Source organism: Cobetia sp. MM1IDA2H-1, assembly GCF_002916775.2.
Classification (GTDB): domain Bacteria; phylum Pseudomonadota; class Gammaproteobacteria; order Pseudomonadales; family Halomonadaceae; genus Cobetia; species Cobetia marina.
On the sequence record NZ_CM133225.1, the window covers coordinates 3,310,589 to 3,333,461 of the forward strand.

Annotated in this window: 8 protein-coding genes and 3 tRNA genes; 2 read left to right on the forward strand and 9 right to left on the reverse strand. The window is 61.6% G+C overall.

Annotation, left to right across the window (positions count from 1 at the left end):
• Window positions 1–229 precede the first annotated feature (229 nt).
• On the reverse strand, window positions 230–13,840 hold the full coding sequence (locus BOH68_RS14070; RefSeq protein ID WP_258038235.1) for a carbohydrate-binding protein: 13,611 nt from the start codon (window positions 13,838–13,840) through the stop codon (window positions 230–232).
• Between the two features lie 859 nt (window positions 13,841–14,699).
• Between BOH68_RS14070 and BOH68_RS14075 the strand changes: the two genes are divergently transcribed.
• Both BOH68_RS14075 and BOH68_RS14080 read left to right on the forward strand, forming a co-directional pair.
• Entirely contained in the window at window positions 14,700–16,481 is a 1,782-nt protein-coding gene (locus BOH68_RS14075) for a type I secretion system permease/ATPase (RefSeq protein WP_077375485.1), read from the forward strand.
• The gene (locus BOH68_RS14080) at window positions 16,478–17,806 is read left to right on the forward strand and encodes an HlyD family type I secretion periplasmic adaptor subunit (RefSeq protein ID WP_077375488.1); all 1,329 of its coding nucleotides are present in this window, start codon (window positions 16,478–16,480) and stop codon (window positions 17,804–17,806) included. Before BOH68_RS14075 ends, BOH68_RS14080 begins: the two co-directional genes overlap by 4 nt.
• A 127-nt stretch (window positions 17,807–17,933) precedes the next feature.
• Here BOH68_RS14080 and BOH68_RS14085 read toward each other — a convergent pair.
• From BOH68_RS14085 to BOH68_RS14120, 8 genes are all read right to left on the reverse strand, one after another.
• A tRNA-Ser gene (locus tag BOH68_RS14085) sits at window positions 17,934–18,021 on the reverse strand.
• A 176-nt stretch (window positions 18,022–18,197) separates the two neighbouring features.
• Window positions 18,198–18,773, reverse strand: coding sequence for a YiiD C-terminal domain-containing protein (locus tag BOH68_RS14090; protein ID WP_077375491.1), 576 nt, complete (start codon window positions 18,771–18,773; stop codon window positions 18,198–18,200).
• A gap of 8 nt (window positions 18,774–18,781) precedes the next feature.
• Window positions 18,782–19,342 (reverse strand): NAD(P)H nitroreductase, encoded by a 561-nt coding sequence (locus BOH68_RS14095; RefSeq protein ID WP_077375494.1) that lies wholly within the window; start codon window positions 19,340–19,342, stop codon window positions 18,782–18,784.
• A 128-nt stretch (window positions 19,343–19,470) separates the two neighbouring features.
• Window positions 19,471–20,349: an NADPH-dependent 7-cyano-7-deazaguanine reductase QueF gene (gene queF / locus BOH68_RS14100; protein WP_077375497.1), complete on the reverse strand. Its 879-nt coding sequence runs from the start codon at window positions 20,347–20,349 to the stop codon at window positions 19,471–19,473.
• A 133-nt stretch (window positions 20,350–20,482) separates the two neighbouring features.
• The gene (locus BOH68_RS14105) at window positions 20,483–21,256 is read right to left on the reverse strand and encodes an ABC transporter permease (RefSeq protein WP_077375500.1); all 774 of its coding nucleotides are present in this window, start codon (window positions 21,254–21,256) and stop codon (window positions 20,483–20,485) included.
• Window positions 21,253–22,221 carry an ABC transporter ATP-binding protein gene (locus tag BOH68_RS14110; RefSeq protein WP_077375503.1) on the reverse strand — a complete coding sequence of 323 codons (969 nt, stop codon included), beginning with the start codon at window positions 22,219–22,221 and terminating at the stop codon, window positions 21,253–21,255. The genes BOH68_RS14105 and BOH68_RS14110 overlap by 4 nt, the downstream gene beginning before the upstream one ends.
• A 451-nt stretch (window positions 22,222–22,672) precedes the next feature.
• Window positions 22,673–22,747 (reverse strand) — tRNA-Gly (locus tag BOH68_RS14115).
• Between the two features lie 34 nt (window positions 22,748–22,781).
• Window positions 22,782–22,857, reverse strand: a tRNA-Glu gene (locus BOH68_RS14120).
• Window positions 22,858–22,873 lie beyond the last annotated feature (16 nt).

A 22,873-nucleotide genomic window follows, 5' to 3' on the forward strand; every position in this document is an offset into this window, starting at 1 on the left:
GATCGAGACCCGTCTCGCGCCATCAGGTGTTGCCGGGAGATCTCGGAGCGTCACACCGAAAGAAGGAGGGGGGGAACTGGCGACACGCAGATGCCTGACAGGACATGCGCGTCAGAGATTCACGCATGTCCTGCCAGGCATCTACGCGGGCCGGGAAAGGCAAGGTTCCAGCCCATGCCATGTTCCCGGCCACTTGCTCACGCCTTCCCCGTCATCTTGCGCCGTCTTTCTAGAGCAGGCCGGCCTGGACATCATCCTGTATGCCCTGAAGGCCGACATCGTCGCTCATCGGCGCCTGCTCATCATTGGAGACCGGAATCGCGTCGCCGTCCTCGAGCATGCTCATCATCGCGAGTGCATTCGGTGAGCCAGCCGGAGTCACATCCGGATCACGCGTGATCTGGAAGGACGCCAGATCCTGTGAACCGCCATTGAAGGTGATACGCAACACCTGCACCCCCTCCTCCAGGTCCAGCGTCAGCGAGGGGCCATCGACATAGACTCCCCAGGCGCCGGAATTGGGCAGCGTGCCACTGGCCTCGTCATAGAACTCGCCATTCTTCTCCACCGAGGCCGTGATGCTGCGCCCATTGTCAGGAGCGGAGGTGACGAATGACAGCGTGTGAGCGCCGGCCTGCTCGACATCGATGGTGTACTCAAGCCATTCACCATCCTCTACCCAGCCTATCGCTTCCCCCTCACCGACGATATCCACCGGTGTATCGCGATAGTTCGAGCCGAACTGAGCGCTGGAGAGCTCGTTGTAGGCCTCCCCTTGCCCGCCTTCATCAAAGTTGACGGCATCGAGGCTGAGTCCCTCATCCGCCTGCACCTGCCAGGGGATGCCTCCCGCATTGAAGGCCTGCTGACCATCAAGGGAGAGCGAGAATCCCTGCAGGTCCATGGAACCGCCATTGAAGGTCAGCCGCAGCACCTGCTCTCCAGCCTCCAGGGTCACCTGGGCGGTCTCGGTACCCACGAAACTGGTCCAGCTACCGGTCGGTGAGACCCCTACCGGTGTGGCGCTGGCGTACGGGGCGTCGGCCTCCTTGGCAAAGGTTGCGGTAATGCTGCGCTGCCCTCCCCCCGGGACTCCCAGGGAAGCCAGGAAGGCCATGTCGTAGGTACCGGCCTGTTCGACGTTCAAGGTGTACTCCACCCATTCGCCATCCTCGATCCAGCCGATGGCGCTGCCGCCGCTGGCCATGTCCACGCCCTCACCGCGAACATCGGTCCCCTCCTGCACCTCGCTGGAATCGTTGTAGGCGACATCCTGTCCGCCTTCATCGTAATTCACCGCCTCAAGGCTGAAGTCACTGCCTACCTGCCAGGGCTGACCATCGTCGGTGTACGCCTGCTGGCCATCGTCCACCGGCGCCACCAGCGTCAGATTCAGAGAGGCCAGATCCAGCTGTCCGCCGTTGAAGGTCAATCTGAGCACCTGCTCACCTTCCTCCAGCGCGAAGGTCAAGGGACCCACATCGGTGAAGTTGGTGAAACCGTCGGTGTCCGGTACCGCCACCGCCTGGCCCTCGGTATAGAAGCTGCCGTCCTGCTCGAAGGCGGCGGTGATCGACTTGCCGTCGGAAGTCGCCGAGGCGGAGAAGTTCAGTGCATAGGTGCCCGCCGTCTCGACATTCAGGGTGTACTCGAGCCACTCACCGTCGGCCACATAGCCGATGGCCAGACTGCCATTGGAGATATCCACCGCTTCGTCGGAACGGAAGCCATCGCCCTGGTGGGCCTGCGTGGTGTCGTTGTAGGCGACGCCCTGGCCACCGTTGTCGAACAGGCGCGCCTCCAGTGTCAGGCCATCGCTTCCCACCGCCCAGGCAGTCTCGCCGGCATTGAAGGCGCTCTGTCCCACCGGCTCGGGATTGTCGAGGAAGTTCGGCACACCGTCGTTGTCATCGTCGTCGTACAGATCCACTCGTCCATTGCCGTCAGCATCTTCCGCCCCTGCGGGATCGTAGGTAGTGACGTTCTCCACCAGGAAGATGTTGTCGTTGTAGTCGTAGTTCACCCCCGCGTAATCCTGGATCACGATATAGGTATCCGGGATTTCGTTGCCGGCGGCGTCCCTGGCCACATACACACGGATCAGGTGGCCATCATTCTCGTCCCAGTTGAGATTGTTGCCGGGAGTGCCGATGGCATCGACGGTGTCCTCATGGAGGTTGGCGTCGGGATCGGACCAGGAAATATAGCCCTGGCGGCCCGATATCTCAGCGAAGAAACCAAAGGGCGCATCGCGATCCAGGGTGGTGGTGGTCAGCAGATCTCCCTCATTGAGCGTGCGCGGCAGCAACGTCTGACCATCGGCCTCATCGTGGGCCAGCACCTCGTCGATATCACGGCTGTCGACGTCGTGGATGAACAGTCGTGCCACGTCGCCCTGGGTATGGTAAGCCGCCAGCTGAGTGATCTTGATCGGCGAGCCACCATCGGCGCGCTGGAAGTACGGAGACAGGATCTCATCGCCGTTGGCCTCCACCAGCCCTCCCTGGTTCATCTGCCCTTCGGCAACATTGGTCGAGTAGCCGAAGGCATCGATGATCTCCTGCACTCCCGGTTCCTGGCCGCTTTCTGAGCGATTCTGGGCCAGGCCGGCAAGCTCGATGACCTTCTCTCCCTCATCCGCATCACTTGAGGTGATGATCAGGCTGGACTCGTAGAGGCTGCCATCGTTGGGGTCGTCGGCGATGAAGCGCACGATCACATCGACTGACTCACCCGGCTCCAGCGTCACCGCAGTGAAGGCCTCCGTCAGCTCGAACAGCGTCGCATCACTGACCTCGATACGAGTGATGTCGAGACTCTCGAAGCCATCGTTTCTCAGCGTGACGGTCACCTCGTCATGCACCTCCTGCGCGGCATTGGCCGGATTCTCGATGCGCGACATCACCAGGCGATCGTTGGAAGGCACGCCGTCATTGTTGATGACCGTCAGCTCACCACCAGACACCGGTGTCACGCCCTCGATGAGGAACATGTTGTCGTTGTAGTCATAGTTGATCCCGGTGTAATCCATGATCCCCAGGTAGGTGTCGGGGATCACGTTGCCCTCGGCATCGAGAGCCCGGAACATGCGCACGGTATAGCCGCGCTCGATACCCTCGGCATCGGCCGGCGGGGTGCCGCCTCCGGTCGGGTTGAGTGACGGGTCCGTGGACAGATTGGCCACTTCGATACCGAACACGCCACTTCCGGCCCACCCGGCCGGGATATCATCGAGCCCGAAGGTCGCGGTGGCGAAGTTGCCGTTGCTCAATACCGGCAGGATCGACTGGTTATTGTCGCCCGCGTGATTGGAGAAGATCACGTCCTGCCCCTTGTCGCCGGGGTTGTGGATACCCAGCGTCGCCCCGCCACCGCCATGATAGGCCGCCAGCTGGGTGATCCTGGCCTCGCCAGCCCCCTCGGCCAGAGACCAGTAGCGCGATAGCACCTCGTCATCATTGACCGGGCGATACAGATCGAAGTCGTTGAGTACCGAATTCTCTCCGCCACCGACGGTCGACAAGCCTTCGATACGGTTACCGAAGCCGAACACCTCCCACACCTCGTTGACGTTGGGCTCCCAGCCACCCTCGTCACGCGCCTGCCAGAAGCCTGCCATGTGGATCTCGGCGATCGGAGAGTCGGCATCGTTGGTGGTGAGACGGATACGGCCCTCGAAGACCCCATCACCGGCATTGTTGGACGGCGCGGTGTAGCTGTCCCGGTCGAACAGCACCGTGACCTCGAGGGATTGCCCCGCGGCCAGCGTCAGGCCATCAAACACCCCGGGGTCCGCCAGCGTGAAGGGGCCGTCTATGTCGGCATCGAGCACTTCCAGCACATCGCTGCCGGTGTTGGAAATGGTGACCGTGGCACTTTCCTTGAAGTCACGATCGGGATTCGAACCGCTGTTGTTGTCCAGATAACTGAAGTGCAGGCGATCGGAGTAGTAGGCGGCATCACCGCTCTCTACCACGATATCGGCGTTGTCGCTGCCGGCCACCGGCATCACATCGAGATAGTCGAGATCATCGGCACCATCGGCGGTGGACACCGCACGCAGGTTGTACTCCACCCCGGCCTCGAGCTCGACATAGGTGCCCTCTTCACCAGCGTCACCCACTCCCGGATAGGCCAGCAGTTTCACCGACTGCCCGTTGAGCGTCAGGGCCAGGCCCTGGCCATCATCGGCGCCCGCATTCGCGGCCAGATCCAGACGATAGAGCCCGCTGCTGTCCACGCTGAAGTAGAAGTCGGCGGTCAGCTCGTTGAGGGTGCGTGCGCTGTCACCGCTCTCGAGCTCGATGCGCGACCCGTTCGAGACATCGGCATAGACCGGGATGAAGCTGTCGGACGGTGCATTCGGTACCTGCAGCAGATCGATGTTCGGCCCCACGGCACCCGGCGCGGTCAGGGTGATGGTGTTGCTGCCCTGCTGCAGAGCGACCAGCGTGTTCTGGAAGAACCAGTCGCTCTCGTCAGCGTTGCTCTGGCCTTCGAAGTTCAACATCCCGAGGTCGACACCATTGATCGCAAGCCCCAGGGGACGGTCATCCTTGGTCGCGGCAAGCGCGTAGCGGAAGGCGATGTCATAGCTTCCCGTCTCGGCGACATCGAGTGTCCAGGTGATGGTCTGATCACCCGTTCCCGCGAAGTCGACGTACCCATCACCGGACGCGTTGCGATCATCATCGCTTGTCAGTACCACCACGGCGCCATCGAGCACTGCCCCCTCGGCCTCGTACTCATCGACGCCAGGCGTGGTATCCGGCGCTTCCTGCAGGATCTCCAGCTGGTCGATATTGGGGCCGGTGTCGGCGGTGGCCTGCAGGCGCACCGTGTTCTGACCACTGACCAGCGTCGCTGCCACGGCCTCGGTCAACCACTCGGCCCAGGCTGCATCCCCCGTCAGGCCGTCGGGCGGACTGAAGTCAAACACCCCGACACTGACATTGTTGACGAACACTTCCAGCGGGCGATCAGCATTGCCGCCGTTGGCATAGCGCAGATGCAGCACCGAGTCGCCAGCCTGCTCGGCATCCAGCTCGAACGTGAAGGTGAGGAAGTCGGCATTGGTAGACCCGAAGTCCGCATAGCCACCTGGCGTGCCGTCGGTGTCGTCGGTATTGCCATCGAGCCCGAAGGCACCGGGGCGCAGGCCATTGGGCAGGTCCGGCTGGTTGGTCTCGGGGTTGTCGATGTCGCGAATCTGGATCTCGGCGTCCGTCCCCGTCGCGAGCGTCACGGCGGTGCCGTCGTCAGGCGTCCTGTCCTCGGCCTGAATGACCAGCAGCGAGACCAGCTCATCCGTCGGGTCGACAGGGTCCACGGGGTCGACCGGATCCACCACCCCGCCCGGTGCCGGGTCGAGGCGAATGATCTGGCTCTGGCCATTGCCGCGATTCAGGGTCAGCAGATAAAGCTGGCCGGTGACCGGATTCTCGATGATGTCCAGTGGGTCGACGTAACTGATGACGTTGCCCTCAGGATCCCGCAGTACGTCATCGCCAATCACGTTGCCGTTGGCATCCAGCGTGATCGAGCGCACGTCATCACCGCCGGAGTACTCGGTGAACAACACGTTGCCCTGCAGATTGCCGCCGAAGACATCACTGGTGTATTCCACTGCGCCGTTGGGCGAGCGATTCTCGCCGAGCGAATAGACACCCGAGATATCGTAGGTGCCCTCGGGGTTAGTGCCTGTCGGATACTTGTCGACCTGATTGGGGTCGGTGGCACTGGTCGGATTGCCGCCGTTCAGGATGTACTCGTCGCGCAGCGGGTTGGGATGCCCGTAATAGCCTCCCTCGACGATCTTGAACAGATAGTCATCCTGCTTCTCGACACTGGTGTAGCGCTCGTCCTCCGGCGTCGACGGGTCATCCGGCACGTTGCCGCCTGCCGCCGAACCGTTGGTCGGCACGTACAGGAAGCCATTGGAATGCCACACCAGGTCGTAGGCGTTGCGCGCCCCGGTGGCAAAGATCGTCAGCACCGCGTCGCTGGCGTAGGGGTCGTAGTAGGACTCGAGCACGTTGCCGGACTCGTCCTGCACCGTGGCGACACCACGCTCATCGAACACCAGGAACTCGCCATTGCCCATCGGGATCGGGTCGTCCTTGGGATGGCCATCCGGGTCATCGAAGCGAGTATTCTGGCCGTTGTCGGGAAGCGGCTCGGTAGTGACATCGAAGCCACCGGGAGGCGCATCACGGGTCGGGTCGATCTCCATCACCGCGGCATTCAACAGACGCTCCGGACGATTGCCCCAGGCGCTGTCCGGCTCGCCCATGGCAGAGTTGGAGCCCTGGATCAGATACAGCAGATGACTCGGGACATCGGGATTGGTCTCGGCGTCGTAATCCGGATTCGCCCGGAACTCCAGGCTGTTGGTCACGTGGTCGCCATTGGAGCGTGGCAGGCCAGTGATGTAGGGCTCGGCGGTGCCCGAGAACTCGCTACCGCCCTCCAGGGTGATCTTGGTGATCCGGCCACTGAAGTCAGGCACGCCGTTGTCACGGCCAGACAGCGGGATCGGATAGTTGTCGGTGATCCACAGCACGTCGGGGTCGGTGGGGTCGATCACCAGCCCGATGATCCCGCGGCGATCATTGCTGGCATCGGCCCCGTCCTGATGGAAGTAATCGCTCGGCAGCGAAAGCTCCTGGCGGTTGCCGAGGGAGCCATCGACGGGGTCGATGTCGTAGCGCAGGATCTGCCCACCAATGGTCGCGATGTACATCGTCGAGCCATCGGCGGTGATCTCCAGCGAGGTGAAACCGAAGGCGTTGTCAGAGGCACCGTCGAGTTCCACCACGTCATTGAAGGCCACATCGCGAGCGACGATCTCCGGGGCTTCGCCGGTGATGAAGGTGTTGGTGTACTTCTGGAACTCACGGGTCGGCGCGTCCAGGTCGTCGTTGGCGCCACGATCCTGGAAGCCGTCGATGATCAGCGTATAGCTGGTGAACTCCTTGAGCGTCTGGCTCGGCGAGATGGTCAGGGAATCGAAGCCACCGGTGGTGTTGGCGTTGAAGCTGACCTCCTCTCCGGTCAGCGTCTCGATCAGACGGATCGAACCGTCAGCCAGGCTCTCGAGCAGCGCCCCGCCGCGGCCGTCCACCACCGAGATGCCGACGAAGATGTCGGACGTCGGGTCGACCCCGCTCGGCAGGCCGCCGTCGTCGGGATCCAGATCGACTTCCACCTCGTTGTCACCGACCCCAGCGATGGCGCGCGCGTCAGTGAAGAAGGCGTAATCCTCGGCGGCGATGCGATCATCTTCCGGCGTCAGGTCCGGCAGTGCCTGGATCTCGAGGTACTGGATCTCGGTGTTCTCGTTGTCGAGACCCAGGGAATCCAGTGTCAGACGCCCATCGCTGACCTGCACGATGCGGGTGACCAGATCCGAGCGGAAGCCATCGGTATCATCTGACGGATTGCCGTCCGCCGGGAAATCATCGGGCCGGAACGGGGTGAAGGGATCATTGAACAGCTCGCCCTCGGCATTGAGCACGTTGCGACTGTCGTAGGGCCCGGAGGTATCCCCGATGGAGACGGTGACCTCGTAGTAGCCATCGTCCAGCTCGATCTCCCAGCCGGCGCGCACATAGGCGCTTCCCGGCTGGTCGAAGTGGGCGTAGGTGCCCTGGCGCGGGTCGAGCCCGGCGATGTCGTCAGTGCGATCATTCACCGCCACGCTGGTCAGCGCGCTGATGTCCAGCGGCTCGGTGCCGGGCTCGCCGTCGTAGATCGACGCCTCGGTGATCCAGCCGTACTGATGGGTCTGGTCGTCCACGGTCACCGATTGGGTGCCGAAGGCCTTGCCGTTGTCGGCGATGTAGCCATCCGGCACCGCGGTGCCTTCGGGCTGGAAGTTGATCTTGACCGAGAAGCGCTCGCCCGGCTCCACCGGACGCTCCGGCACCACGCCATCACGGCTCACCGTCAGGCTGTCGATGTTGGGGCCGGCGTTGCCCAGGTTGGCAAGGCGAATGGTGTTGTCGCCGGCCTCGAGCTCCACCTCGAGCGTCGTGGTGGTCCAGTTCTCCCAGCCGGCGGCGTCGGTCCCCGTGGAGGCAAAGGCCAGATTCCCCTGACTCAGCCCGTCCACCAGGATGTCCATGGGGCGATTCGCGCCGTTGGAACCGGCATTGGTATAGCGAACCTCCAGGGTGTAGGTACCGGACTCATCGACCGCCACCTGGAACTCGGCGGCGTCACCGGCGTCGGCTCCCATGTCCAGATAACCGGTGCCGGTAAAGTCATCCCACAGCCCATCTGGCCCGGAGGCGACATTGGTTTCCGGATTGTCGGCATCGCGCACCTGGGTATCACCGTCGGTATCGATGATGGTCAGCGCCTCGCCCTCGATGGCGAAGTTGAATGCAGGCGTGCCGTCGCCCTCCGCGAAGCTGACCACCTCGCTGGCGCTGGCCTCGTTGCCGGTGGCATCGGTGACGAACAGCGAGACGGCGAGATCGCCGCTCTGATCATCGAGCTGGCCGCTCAGATCCAGCGTGATGTTGCCATCGGCGTCCGGCGTCACTGCCTCACGGGTCGCGCCGCCGTCGAAGGACACGGCAACGCTGATCACGTCATCATCGATGCCGGAGACGTTGAAGACTGCCGCCGCCAGCTGACTGGCATCGAGAGTGTCGTCAGCCGCGACGATGGCGAGATCGCCGTCCTCATCGGCACTCACATCCTCCGGGATCGGGCCGCTGCCGGCATCGGTCACTTCGATGCGATCGATGTTGGGCCCGGTGGTGGCGCCAGCGGGAATCGCCAGCACGATGGCGTTGCTGCCCGCCTCCAGGCTGACGGTGAAGGTCTCGAAGACCCAGTGGTCGAAGCCTTCTTCCCCGCCGCTGCCGTCCGGGTCCGTGCTGGCCATGGCCAGCATCAGCGGATCGCCGCCATTGATCACCAGATCCAGCGGACGATCGGTATTGGTGGCGTAACGCACACTGATGTCGTACTGACCGGCCTGGGCCACCTCGATCTGCCAAGCGACGTTATCGCCAGCCGTGTCGCCGAAGTCCAGATAGCCGGTACCGGAGAAGCCCGGCCGCAGACCGTTCTCCAGATTCGCATTGTCTTCGGGATTGTCGGCATCGCGCACTACGGTATCCGTCGCGTTGGCGCCGTCATCGAAGCTCGTCACCGTGCCGTCTTCGGCCTGCAGACGCAGGGGCGAGAACGGCGCTTCATCGACATCATTCACGGTGACCGAGAGCTGCGCGGTGGTGGAGAGATCGCCGTCACTGACGCTGACCTCGACGTCATAGACGCCATCTTCGTCATCATCGACCGCCAGCTCGAAATCGCGAGCACTGGTGAAGCTCAGCACGCCGGTGGTGGCGTCAATGGTGAACAGCGGAGAGTCGGCCCCGCCAGTGATGGCGAATACCGGCGCGTTGAGGCCGAGAGTCCCCCCGTCTTCATCGACGAGCGGGATCGCGCCAATCTCGGTCAGGTTCTCATCCACTGCAAACGCGGTCTGGTCGATGGCGATGCTCTCATTGAGATCTGCCACGGTGATCAGGGTGTCCTGTGACACGCTGTCCTCGCCATCGGTCACCGTCACGGTCAGCTCGTAGATACCATCTTCATCGCTGTCGGCGGCCAGTTCCGCGTCCGGTGGATTGAGGAAGGCGATTCCTCCACTCGCCACGTCGTAGGTGAAGAGCGCGGCATCGGCACCGGACAGCGTCACCGTCAGGCTGTCGCCATCGGCATCCTCAAGCACCAGACTTGCCACGCCTGCACTGTTCTCGTCGACACTGATCGCGGCACCGAGTCCCGCCAGGGTCGGGGCAGTATTGACCGGCTCATCGATACGCTCGAATTCAAGCGAGTCGATACGCATCAGCTCGCCACCGGCACCACGCAGTTCGAGGCTTGCCAGATCACCGGCGGTGACCTCGACGGGCGTCTCGAAGACGATTTCCTTGCGGTTGCCGCTCTGGCCAGCATTTCCGCGCGCGCCACTGCCGACGAAGGTGCCGAAGTCGTCGTTCAATACCACGTCGGCGCTCAGGCTATCGGTTGTCGTGTTGCGCGCTTCAAGCACGGTGTCACCGATGGTCAGGGTCAAGGTGCCTTCACCGTCGGTTTCATCGAACACATAGAGGCGTGCGATGTACCAGCCCGGCTCCACGCCGCCCGCCGAGAGATCAGTGCCGATCATCGCCGGCGCATTGCTGGTCAGACGAATCAGCTGCTCGTTGGACGCCGACGCACTGCCGGTGACGATCAGGTTACCGGCGTCGAGATCCGTGAAATCTTCCGCCTCGATCGTGATGCTATCGCCAACCTGGGTGCCTTCGATGATGAAGCTCAGCGACTGGGTCGCTGACAGACCACTCGGGTCGGTGGCGCGCACGACAACATCGAAGGTGCCTCCTTCACTTGGCGTGCCTTGAATGACACCGTCGATCACCTCGAGTCCGGCAGGCAGATCCTCGGCCGTCAATGTCAGGCTGTCGCCATCGGCATCGGAGAACAGCGAGGCGAAGTCCGCCAGCGGAATCTGGAGGAAGCTCTCGCCCACCTCTCCAAAGTAGGGCTCGAGAGCGGCAGGCTCCGCCACCGGGGCGTCGTTGACGTTCTCGATGCTCAAGGCGAAGTCGGTATCGGTACTGGCGGTGCCATCATCGGCGGTCACCGTGATGGTGTAATCGCCCGGCACCAGACCAGCGAGGCTCCCGGACAGCACAGTGTCGCTGACACTCAGCCCGTCCACGGTGACCGGCAGGCCATCGCCATCGGTGACCTGAAAGCTGAAGGCGAGGTCATCGCCATCGTCATCGACGAAGGGCAGGTCAACCTCGAGATTCGCGCCTTCGTCGAGACTCAGGTCAGCGATGCCACCTCCCACCACGCGCGGTGCGCTGTTGGTGTCATCGACATCGGCTTCTGACAGGCTTACGCCACTGAAGCTCGCACTGCCCTTGGCGCCCACATCATCGTCGTTGACGAAGACCAGCGAATCGAGGGTGATGCCCGCATGCGCCGAGAGATCGATGGTGAAGCGCAGGGTGCCATCGCCATTGTCGATGCCCTGCCCACGCAGATCGACAAAGCCACCCTGCGTCTGGCTGCCGCCCAGCTGATAGACGCTGTTTCCGCCATTGAACGGATTGGAATCGGCATCGAAGCCGATGGCAACGATCTCGGGGACCGGCGAATCGGATATGGCCACATCCAGGGTCAGGATGCTGCCACTGGTGATCGTGTAGTCCTCCGGCAGGGCTGCCCGCTTCCAGACATTGTCGTTCAACGTCAGAGTGCCACCGTCGTCTTCCACCACCGCCCCCGTGCCAACGGAGGGATTGTCCTGGGTCGTGTTGTAGGCGCTGATCGTGGCGTCATCGAAGGTGACATCCAGCGTCACGCTGCCGACGACGGCCAGCGTGACCGCCTCCGCGACACTCGCCTCATTGCCGGCGGCATCGGTCACGATCAGGGTCACGATCACATCGCCTGGCGCCTGTGTGGAGAGATCGACCGTCAAGGTGTCGCCATCGCTGACAACGGACTGACGGGTCACACCGCCGTCGAAGCTGATCTCGAGAGTCGAGCCGTCATCGATTCCCGCGACACCGAATACCACGCTGGCGCTGTCATCCGCCTCGATGGCATCTTGCGGGCCTTCGAGTGCCAGGTCGCCCCCCTCATCGGCGGTGGTATCCAGCGTCAGCGCCAGGCTCTGTTCGGCACGGTTGCCGAAGGCATCCATGGCGATCAGCGTGACCGACAGATCGCCATCAGCGAATCCCGACAGATCCAGCGTGAAGCTGCCATCCGGGTTCGGCACCACCTCCTGGACCGTGATTCCCTCATCGAAGGTCACGCCGACGAAGGTGATGTCAGCATCCAGTCCGCTGACGCTGAAGCCCGCTTCACCGACGGTCGCGCCATTGAGGAGGGGGTCTACGGCGGTAAAGGTCAGCACAGAGGCATCGGCATCCGCCACGACATCCCCTACCGGGCCCGTGCCCGCCGTGGTGACCTCCAGGCGATCGACATTGGGCCCATTGCTGCGCCCATCAGGGATCGTCAGCGTGACGGTGTTGTCACCGACCTCCAGACTCGTCGTCAGGGTGTGGTAGCTCCAGACATCGAAGCCCTCAGGGTCGACGTTGCCAGCGTTGGGGTCAGTCCCGACAAAGGCGAGCTCGGAGGACTCGCCGTCATTGATCGAGAGAGCCAACGGACGCGCGCCATTGCTGGCATAGCGGAAGTTGAGGTCGTAGTCGCCCGCCTCGGCCACATTGACGGTGAAGGTCAGGCTATCTCCCGGCGCGCTGCCGAAATCCACGTAACCGGTGCCGGAAAAGTCCGGACGCAGTCCGACAAAGCCACCGGCCTCGGGATTCGCGGCGTCACGCACCACGGTGGCGGCCCCGTTGTCGGCGCCCAGCACGGCATCCTCTGCCTGCATCACCACTGGCGCAATCACCGGATCGACAGGCTCCACCGCATCGGCCTCCAGAAGCGCCACCTCGATCTTGTCGATGTTCGGCCCGTTGGTCGCGCCGCCCAGACGCAGGGTATTGCTGCCCGCGGCCAGCGTGATCTCCAGCGTCTCGGTCGACCAGCCCTCCCACGCGGAAGGCCCGCCATTGCCTGGCTGGTTGTCTGCGGGCACATCATCGACATCATCGGGGTAGTAATTCGGCGCAGTCACCGCTGCGAACTGGAAGGTACCAATCTGGCCTGGCGTCCCCTCATCGATGAGAAAGAGGCCAATGGGACGCGCCGAGCTGCTGGCATAGGTCACGGTGACGCTGTACGTGCCGGCGGTAGCCACTTCGAAAGTGAAGTCACCGTAGGCCTCGGCATTGCCCGATGCCCAGTCGAGATAGCTGGCGCCTTCGGCGCCGACCCGGAAGGTTTCCCTGCCATTGGTGAAGCTGGCGATATTGTCGAGAGTCACCACACGATTGGTGCCAGCGTCGGCGACATCAGACGTCGAGCCGATATCGAGATCCTCACCCTGAATGACGAAGACGTCCGGGTCCGGTGCACGCACTTCCAGATAGTCGACGTTGGGGCCACTGGCCCCATTGGAGGTGAAGGACACCGTGTTCTCGCCCGCCTGCAGCTGAACGCGAATGGTACGCTCGCCGAACTCACTGAAATCAGTGGCGTCGCCGGTCAGGGTCGTGCTCGGCAGATCAAACATTCGATCCTGAAGTTCGCCATTGACGTCCAGGCGCAATGGGCGGTTTCGATCAGACCCATCGCCATTCTGGCTGAGCGCATACCCCAGCGCGAGTTCATATTCACCGGCCTCGGTGACGCTGAAGGTGAAGGTCAGCGTCTCGCCGGTCGCGCCGCCGAAGTCCACGTAGGCAGTGCCTGATGCATTGGCGGTATTGGACGGATTATCCCCCCCTGTCACCACCTCGATACCGGCTCCACCGATGGAGGATGCATTGCCATCTCCGTCGTCATCGCTGAGGTCTTCGGCCTCGATACGAAGGGTAGTGAAGCTTTCCGGTGCGATGAGCGCCGCCGTGGCCAGAGGGGCAGGTTCGGCCAGCAAGGCTGGCCCTGTGCCCGCGGCAGGTTCATCACTACTGGTCAGTAGCGCCTGGGCGGCTTGCGGCGTGTCCTCCTGGTCACTCACCTCCTCGGCGACGACATCCGGTGACTCGACCTCGAAGCCGAACTGCTCACCAGACCCGGGCAGTACCTCGCCTCTTTCGTCCAACGCTTCGATCATCATCTTGAGCTTGCCTGATAGAGGGGTAGGCAGATGATCAAAGACAAAGGGACGCTCAAAGCGCTCAAATACCGACAGTCGATCCTGCGCATCCTCGAATGTCATTCGTATTGACTTGATGGAATCCCCCCACGCTGAGGGAAATGGCGTAACCATTATCTCGTGATCCTGGAACGTCTTTCCCTCAAGACGATCACCACTCCTGATACGTGATGCCATGGACTCAAGACGACTCGATACGAATGACATGGAATACATTTTCCCTACCCCTCGAATAATTTTTAGTGGCGATTTCTACGCCATCTTTAGACCTCACGACACGACGTCCCTCACCGGCAATGAATCCCCGATGACGTTCCACTCTCCAACGCTTTCCCAAAGAGTTCGAACATGACCGGCAAAGGCTCGTAAACCCGTCAAAAACGAGTCTAGACGCGGCCTATCGCAAGACAAGAGGTATTTCCACTCACCCTCGAAATGGCAATATGCATCAGATTCCCACATCAAAATAAATTCAATGAAAACAATACAGTGAATGCTTTGAAATAATAAAACACCACCCCTATAAACCCTCGATACGACTTGCGTGAGGAGAAAAACAATGCTGAATACCAGAGAAAATAATCTTGTCGAAATCCAGAACCTTCATACTTTTTGAAAAACGTAAACCATATGGATCTTCACCATCAGACATGAGCAAAATAAACAGCAAAAACCAGCAAAATAAAACCCGGAAAGTTTTTTATTGATCATCGAAATATTCACTTGCTCGCCGAGCATTCAGCAGCAATATTTCTACAGGCAGTCAGAGGAATAAAAAAGAATAGCCTAATAAATAGATGATCAATATTGACCACATAACCATGGCGTCTCCTCAAGACAACGTGAAATATCCGAGCTCAGGTAGCCGTCAACGACGGTGACGTGGATAAAAAGAACACCAACGACGCTAGGGAACGACACCATGGCCATCTCCCGGGAAGGTAATGACCTGCAAAAGATCCTGGACCACTGTCGGCACAGCTTTGTCTACGTCGGCCTCTTCAGCTTGTTCATCAATCTGCTGATGCTGGTGCCGCCGCTCTACATGCTGCAGGTCTATGATCGAGTCATCACGACACGTAGCCAGGAAACGCTGCTGATGCTGACCCTGGTGGTCGTGTTCCTCTTCATGGTGATGGGGGCCCTTGAACTGATTCGCTCGAGAATCCTGGTCCGAGTCGGGAATCGACTGGACGTACTGATCAGCCCGAGACTTTACAGTGCCATGTTCAAGCACTCCCTGATGACGCCGGGCAAGCCCTCCGCACAGCCGTTGAACGACCTCACCACCCTTCGCCAATTCCTTTCCGGCAACGGCCTGTTCGCCTTCTTTGACGCGCCCTGGGTGCCGATATACATCGGCGTGCTGGCACTGTTTCACCCATGGTTTGGTCTGTTCGCCCTAGGCGCGGGCCTTGTTCTGACCGTCATTGCGCTGATCAACGAGAAGACCACCAAGAAGCTGCTGAGCGATGCCAACGGCCAACATGTCCTGTCCCAGGATCTTGCCAACAGCAATCTGCGCAACGCCGAAGTGCTCCACGCCATGGGCATGCTGCCGGGCATACAGAATCGATGGGAGGCGCGCCACCGTGAGTATCTGGTGCTGCAGTCCAAGGCAAGCGACCGCGCAGGTCTCTTGACCAACACCTCCAAGGTGCTGCGCTTGATGTTCCAGTCATTGATCCTCGGTCTTGGCGCCTATCTGGTGCTGACCGGCGACCTGACGCCCGGCATGATGATTGCCGGCTCGATCCTGATGGGGCGGGCGCTGGCGCCGATCGATCAGATGATCACCGGCTGGAAAGGCTTCAGCGGTGCACGCACCTCACGAGCCCGCCTCGAGGAGCTGCTCGAGGCCGTGCCGGCCGAGGCGCCCTCGATGCCTCTGCCGGCCCCCAAGGGCCGACTGACACTGGAGGCAGTCAACGCCGCGCCGCCAGGCGAGCGTCTACCGACCCTCAAGGACATCACTCTGACACTTGCCAGGGGTGAGCACATCGCCGTGGTAGGCCCCAGCGCCGCCGGCAAATCCACCCTGGCACGGGTGATACTCGGCCTATGGCCAGTGCAGCTGGGGTGCGTACGCCTCGATGGCGTGGACGTCAGTCAGTGGAAGCGGACCGCGCTCGGGCCTCATCTTGGCTACCTGCCGCAGGATATCGAGCTGTTCGATGGCTCCATCGCCGAGAATATCGCGCGCTTTCAGGAGGTCGATGCGTCACTCGTGGTGCAAGCCGCCCAGAGCGCCGGTGTCCACGACATGATCCTTCGCCTGCCGCAAGGCTATGACACCTGGCTGTCCCACGGGGGAGCCGCCCTCTCCGCGGGTCAGCGACAGCGTATCGGCCTGGCGCGGGCACTCTATGGAAAACCGGTGCTGGTAGTGCTCGACGAACCGGACGCCAACCTGGATGAAAGTGGCGAGCAGGCGTTGGCCAAGTGTCTGATGCAACTGCGCCAGGCAGGCACCACCGCCATCATCATCACCCATCGTCAACGTCTTCTGCAGCAGGTCGACCGCATCCTCGTCCTCAAGGATGGCCAGGTGGCTTCACTGTCCCCGCCGACGCGAGGACGACCCGTTGCACGGGCCGTGGCAGGGAAAGGGCACTCGACTCCGTCCAGGAACGCACAGCGTGTCACCGAGCTGAAACCCAGTGCCAGAGGCCGCCATGAAGGCGGTGAGGAGAGCCCGAGATGACCACCTCCCACTCCATGAATGGCGGCTTTGACAGTGAGCTTCCGCTACGCGACCACAATTATCGACGCCTCGGCCTGGCCGTACTGCTCATCGCGGTCGGCGGATTCGGCAGCTGGTCAGTCATGGCGAACCTGGCAATTTCCGTGGTGGCACCGGGCTCGGTATCGGTAGAGAGCTTCACGAAGACCATCCAGCACCTCGAGGGAGGTATCGTGGAGTCGATTCGCGTGGAGGATGGCGATCATGTCGAGGCCGGCGACGTGCTCATCGTCTTCGATGACACCCAGGCACGCTCTCAGCAGAAGATCGTCGAGGCTGAATACCTGATTGCCAGAGCCAGTGAGATACGCCTGCTTGCCGAGTACAGCAACGCCGAGACCCTGACCTTCCCGGAAGCCTTGAGGCAGTCGACCAATCCTCGTGTGCGGGAGGTCCTTGAAGTACAGCAGCGGCTCTTTGACGTACGTCGTCAATCGCTGAACGGTGCCATGGCAGCCCTGGATGAGCAGGTCGTGCAGATGAACGAGCAGATTGCAGGTCTCGAGAATACCCAGGCCATCACAAGACGACGCATCAACTCTCTCAATGGTGACGTTGCCAACCATCGCAAGCTGTTCCGAAATGGTCTGATCAATAACCAGCGATTGCGTGAGATGGAGCGTGAGAGTCTCGAATACCAGAGCGACAATGCCGGCCAATTTGCCGAGGTCGCACGGCTGCGTTCCCAGATCAGCGAAAACGAGCTGCAGAAACAGATTCGCCTGCAGGAATTCCAGCAACAGATCGGCGAGTCTCTGCGTCAGGTTCAGGCAGAGGTCACCGATGCGGAAGAACGACTGGTCGCGCTCAATGACAACCTCAGACGTACCAAGGTCATCGCACCGGTGGCCGGCACCGTGGTCGGCCTGAAGGTCCATACGCTGGGCGCGGTGATTCGCAGTGGCGACCCCCTGCTCGATATCGTGCCCGCCGGCGACGGCTTCATCGTCGAGGCCAGGGTCCCGGACCATGATATTGACCACCTCTACCTCGGCCAGCCCGCAGAGATTCGCTTCAGCGCATTCAATCAGCGCTTATCCAACATCATCGATGGCGAGGTCACGCACGTGAGCGCCAACAGCTTCGAGGATGAAGCGACGCGTGCCCGCTATTACAAGGCGCGGATTCGCGTCACCCGGACCGGCCAGAGCAACATGACCGAGAGCATGCGATTGCTTTCCGGCATGCCTGCCGAAGTGATGATCCGTACCGGTGAGCGCAGCTTCGCCAGTTATGTCGGCAAGCCTGTCGTGGATATGCTGGCGCGAGCAATGAGGGAGGAATGAGGGAGGAATGACAGGAGACTGAGGCGCCAGTAGACGCAGGGGATCACGAGGGGAGCAGGCAATTCGACCAGATCCCCCCTCAGAAACGCGAAAAGCCCGCATCGTGAGATGCGGGCTTTTCTGAATCTGGTGGAGGAGGAGGGATTCGAACCCTCGAAGCCTTTCGACTTACACACTTTCCAGGCGTGCTCCTTCGACCACTCGGACACCCCTCCAGATCAGTGCTCTCATTGGTCACCCGACTGCGTCGTGTTTCCCTTGAGAACGCGGCGTATATTATCGATAACCCTTGAGGGACGCAAGCCTTTTTTCCAAAATCTTTCAGATAGATAGCGTCAGCGCCCTCACCCACCGCACTCGGGCCGAGGTCGGGCCGAGACCGTGCTCGGCATCACGGTCCGAGCACCACGTAATCGCCACGGGCCTCGAAACACAGCCTCGGGGAAGACTGCCCATCGACCTGACACCACAACTGCTGAGTCAGCGACAATCGCGCTCGCCGCCCTGCCGCCAGACGCTCGCCGACGTCGATCAGCGCAGCCATGTCATCCGGCGCACAGCGGATGTGGTAATCGCCACTGACCGGGGCCAGAAACTGCTGACTGGCACGCGACACCACGAGATCGCGCTGGATACCGCGAGCACGCAGCCACAGCGTCACCCAGCTCCAGCCACACAAGGTGGCCTCGAGACTCATGGCCCCGCCGAAGGCCGTGCCCTTGTCGTTGAGATTGGGCGGCAGATGCAGGCGCCAGCTCAGCTGACCCGTCGAGCGCTCGGGCTCTGACCACTGCATCTCGACAAGCCCCATGTGGGCAGCCAGCGGAATCGCCTGACTCAGCCAATCACGGAACCGTGACAGATCTTCACTGACCGGCGCCGCGAGAGTGCCCGACCGCCCCTGCCCGTCACGCGGCAAAGGCAGCGGTGGCCAGGCTTCACCACTCGAGCGCAACTGCTCGTTCATTCAGCGCCTCACTGCCAGCGTTCGACGAAGTCGGCACTCTCGCGGCTCGGCAAGGGCTTGAGACGTCCGCCCGGGGTGCCGAGGTAGAGGAAGCCGACCAGCTCATCCTGCTCACTCATGCCCAGTCCGGCGTGCACGGTTGGGTCGAACGCGTAGCCGCCCGTGCGCCACATGCCACCGAGCCCCTGTGCCTGAGCGGCAAACAGCATGGCGTGAGCGGCACAACCGGCACTCACCACCTGCTCGACACGCGGCACCTTGGGGTGGTCCGGCGTGACCTTGGCGATCACCGCGACGACCATCGGCGCCCGTAGCGGCTTCTTGCTGGCCGCGGCCTGGGCCGCCTCGTCACCTGCCGGCGACGTGTTGCGCTCCGCCTCGGCAAACAGCTCGCCGAGACGCTCCAGCCCGCTGCCCGTGAATTCGATGAAGCGCCAGGGCGTCAGCTCGGCGTGGTCCGGCGCGCGCAGGGCGGCCTGGTAGATGGCCTCCATCTGCGCATCGCTCGGGGCTGGCGCCATCAGCTTGCCCATGGAATTGCGTTCATGCAGTAACGTCAGCGCGTCCATCGTCTCTCCTGTCACAGACTTAAGATAAGAATGATTCTCACACTAGCATCTCGCCAGCACGCCGTCTCATCACTCGATGCTATCTGCCTGATTGGCAAGCCGATCAGACGACATGACCATAGAGAGGACTACTGACGCGAGAGACGCAGCGGCAGGCTGGCACGGGCCTCGGCCTCGAGATCTGGCGTGGCACGCCACGGGCTGATATCCAGGCCGCCACGCCGCACATAGCGCGCCATCACCAGCAGGGACTCAGGCTTCACGCGCGCCATCAGGTCGACGAACAGATGCTCGACGCAGTGCTCATGGAAATCCTGGTGCTGGCGATAGCTGATCAGATAGGCCAGCAGGCGCTCGCGATCGATACGTGGGCCGCGATAGCGGATCCAGACGCTGCCCCAGTCCGGCTGACCGGTGACCGGGCAGTTGGACTTGAGCAGATGGCTGTGCAGGTCTTCGCTGACGATATCGGCGTCATCGGCGTTGAGCAGCTCCGGCGATGGCGTGTAGTGCTCGACGGTGATCGGCAAGTCATCGAGGCATTCTCCCGGCAGGCGCCCGACGTCCAGCTCGTCATCATCCAGTCCCAGCAGACGCACCTCGACCGGCGCGCCCGCCGCGGCGGCAAGATCCCGCTCCAACGTCGCCTGCACGGCCGCCTGATCGGCGAAGCGGCTCTGATTGAGGCTGTTGAGATAGAGCTTCCAGGACTTGGACTCGATCAGATTCGGGGAAGCCGCCGGCAGGCGGAAACGGGCCACACGCACCCACGGCTTGCCGGATTCATCCAGCCAGGAGACCTCAAAGGCGTGCCATTCATCCTCACCGACGAACGGCAACGCCGCATCATCGATACCGATGGGACCACGGTTGGCCGCCCGCGCGATGGGGAACAGCAGGCTGGCATCGTAGTGCTCGGGGTAAGCGGACTCTCGCCCGAGCGGGGCATCCTTGAGAGTCTCGGGGCGCGCCTCGTCGGGCACGTTGACGGCAGTGGGGTGAGCCATGACAGCACTCCTGTGAAATAGGCCAATAACGTATCGATATCAGGGGCGCAGACAGCAGAACGCCGGCAGAAGCCGGCGTTTCGTGCACTGGCGCGATAGCGCGCATCTTACCATCATCCTCTGGGCGACATCTTCAGCTGCGGATGCCCTTGCCACGCTCCAGCAGCCACAGCGCGAAGGCGAACAGGCCGATGATGAAGGCCACGATGGCCGCCATCGCCGGGCCGACACTGATGTCCGAGACCCCCAGAATGCCGTAGCGGAAGGTGTTGACCATGTAGAGAATCGGGTTGGCCAGCGATACCGTCTGCCAGAAGTCCGGCAGCATGTGGATGGAATAGAAGACGCCACCGAGATAGGTCAGCGGGGTCAGCACGAAGGTCGGAATGATCGAGATATCGTCGAACTTGCGTGCGAACAGCGCATTGATGAAGCCACCGATGGAGAACAGCAGCGCCGTCAGCACCACGACCACGATGGTCAGGATCGGGTGATGGATATCGAGATCCGTGAACAGGAAGGCCACGGCGGTGACGATGATGCCGACACCGAGCCCGCGCACGGCGCCACCGATGATATAGCCGAGCAGGATGATCCAGGACGGCAGCGGCGAGACCATCAGCTCCTCGATGCTGCGCTGGAACTTGTTGGAGAAGAACGACGAGGCCACGTTGGAATAGGAGTTGGTGATCACCGACATCATGATCAGCCCCGGCACGATGTAATCCATGTAGCTGATGCCATCCATGGTACCGATGCGCGAGCCGATGAGATTGCCGAAGATGACGAAGTATAGCGTCATGGTGATGGACGGCGGCAGCAGCGTCTGCGGCCAGATACGCGTGAAACGACGGACTTCCTTGACGACGATGGTGACCAGAGCCACCCATAGCTGACGGGGGTTCACTGCGTGATCTCCTTGGCGACATTGGAGGCGATACCGCTTTCGGCATTGGAGCGCTCGACCAGGTCGACGAACAGCTCCTCGAGACGATTGGCGCGATTGCGCATCGACACCACGGTGATCCCGGCGCGATCCAGCGCCGCGAAGGCGGTGTTGATCGACTGGCCCTTGCGTACGGACAGCGACAGCTGCTGGGGATCGCTCAGAGAGACCTCGAATCCCTCGATGACCGGCGCGCTGGCAAGCGGCTCACGTAGATCGAGCAGGAAGGTTTCGGCGTCCAGCTCCTTGAGCAGCTCGCGCATGCTGGTGTTATGCACGATCTCGCCGTGATTGATGATGGCGATATTGCGGCACAGACTCTCGGCCTCTTCCAGATAATGCGTGGTGAGGATGATGGTAGTGCCCTCCTCACGGTTGATGCGGCGCATGAACTCCCACATCGAGCGACGCAGCTCGATATCCACCCCGGCAGTCGGCTCATCGAGAATCAGCAGACGCGGCTTGTGAATCAGCGCGCGGGCAATCATCAGACGGCGCTTCATGCCACCGGACAGCATGCGTGACGGGGTATCGCGCTTGTCCCACAGCCCGAGATCCTTGAGCAGGCGCTCGGCACGCGGGCGCGCTTCCTTCATGGGCATACCGTAATACCCTGCCTGGGTCATCACGATATCCTGCACCTTCTCGAACTGATTGAAGTTGAACTCCTGAGGGACCACACCGAGATGGTATTTGGCCTTCGAGAAATCCTTGTCGATATCGATGCCCGAGATCTCGACCTTGCCGGCGGTTTTCTGCACCAGCGAACTCACCACCCCCAGGGTCGTGGACTTGCCGGCCCCGTTGGGCCCCAGCAGTGCAAAGAAATCGCCCTCAGGGACATCGAGATCAATCCCCTTGAGCGCCTCGAAACCGTTACCGTAGACCTTGGTCAGGCCACGAATGGACAAGGCGAGTCGTGACATCGGACACCTGTAATCAAATTGGCGCTGTCAGCCAGCACAGCAGAAAAGACGCATCTGAGAACAATTGCGCAACAGTAGCGACACCGCTGAGCAGCACTCGAACATGAAAATCAGACACAAGACATTGGATGCGCATGGTAACGCATTCAGCGCTGCCACATCAGGCACGCTGCAGGAAAGGCATTAGTGCGATACGGGAAACAAGCAGGAGGGAGAAAATCAACTGGGAGGACAACACCAAGGACCGGTGCAGAACGGGCTGAGGAGGAATTTCAGGCACAAAAAAATCGCCGGTGACGTGGCACGATGATCGTGTCTGTCAGGCGATGGGGCACTGCTATTTCATCAATCACATCGTGTTCGACTGGAGCGGGAAACGAGATTCGATAGGACTGGCTTTCCAGCGGACTGGCGCTCCAGATCGCGACCCAATGACTTTCCACTTTTCGACTGGAGCGGGAAACGAGATTCGAACTCGCGACCCCAACCTTGGCAAGGTTGTGCTCTACCACTGAGCTATTCCCGCCTGTCGAAACCAAAAACTGCGCTGTCAAACAGAATGGCGTCCCATAGGGGGTTCGAACCCCTGTTACCGCCGTGAAAGGGCGGTGTCCTGGACCACTAGACGAATGGGACGTACTGGAGCGGGAAA

Excerpts from the sequence above, each read along its gene's own strand:
- BOH68_RS14095 (WP_077375494.1), bottom strand. The coding sequence starts at position 19,342 with ATGGACGCGCTGACGTTACTGCATGAACGCAATTCCATGGGCAAGCTG.
- BOH68_RS14075 (WP_077375485.1), top strand. The coding sequence starts at position 14,700 with ATGGCCATCTCCCGGGAAGGTAATGACCTGCAAAAGATCCTGGACCAC.
- BOH68_RS14110 (WP_077375503.1), bottom strand. The coding sequence starts at position 22,221 with ATGTCACGACTCGCCTTGTCCATTCGTGGCCTGACCAAGGTCTACGGT.
- BOH68_RS14070 (WP_258038235.1), bottom strand. The coding sequence starts at position 13,840 with ATGACATTCGAGGATGCGCAGGATCGACTGTCGGTATTTGAGCGCTTT.
- BOH68_RS14090 (WP_077375491.1), bottom strand. The coding sequence starts at position 18,773 with ATGAACGAGCAGTTGCGCTCGAGTGGTGAAGCCTGGCCACCGCTGCCT.
- queF (WP_077375497.1), bottom strand. The coding sequence starts at position 20,349 with ATGGCTCACCCCACTGCCGTCAACGTGCCCGACGAGGCGCGCCCCGAG.
- BOH68_RS14080 (WP_077375488.1), top strand. The coding sequence starts at position 16,478 with ATGACCACCTCCCACTCCATGAATGGCGGCTTTGACAGTGAGCTTCCG.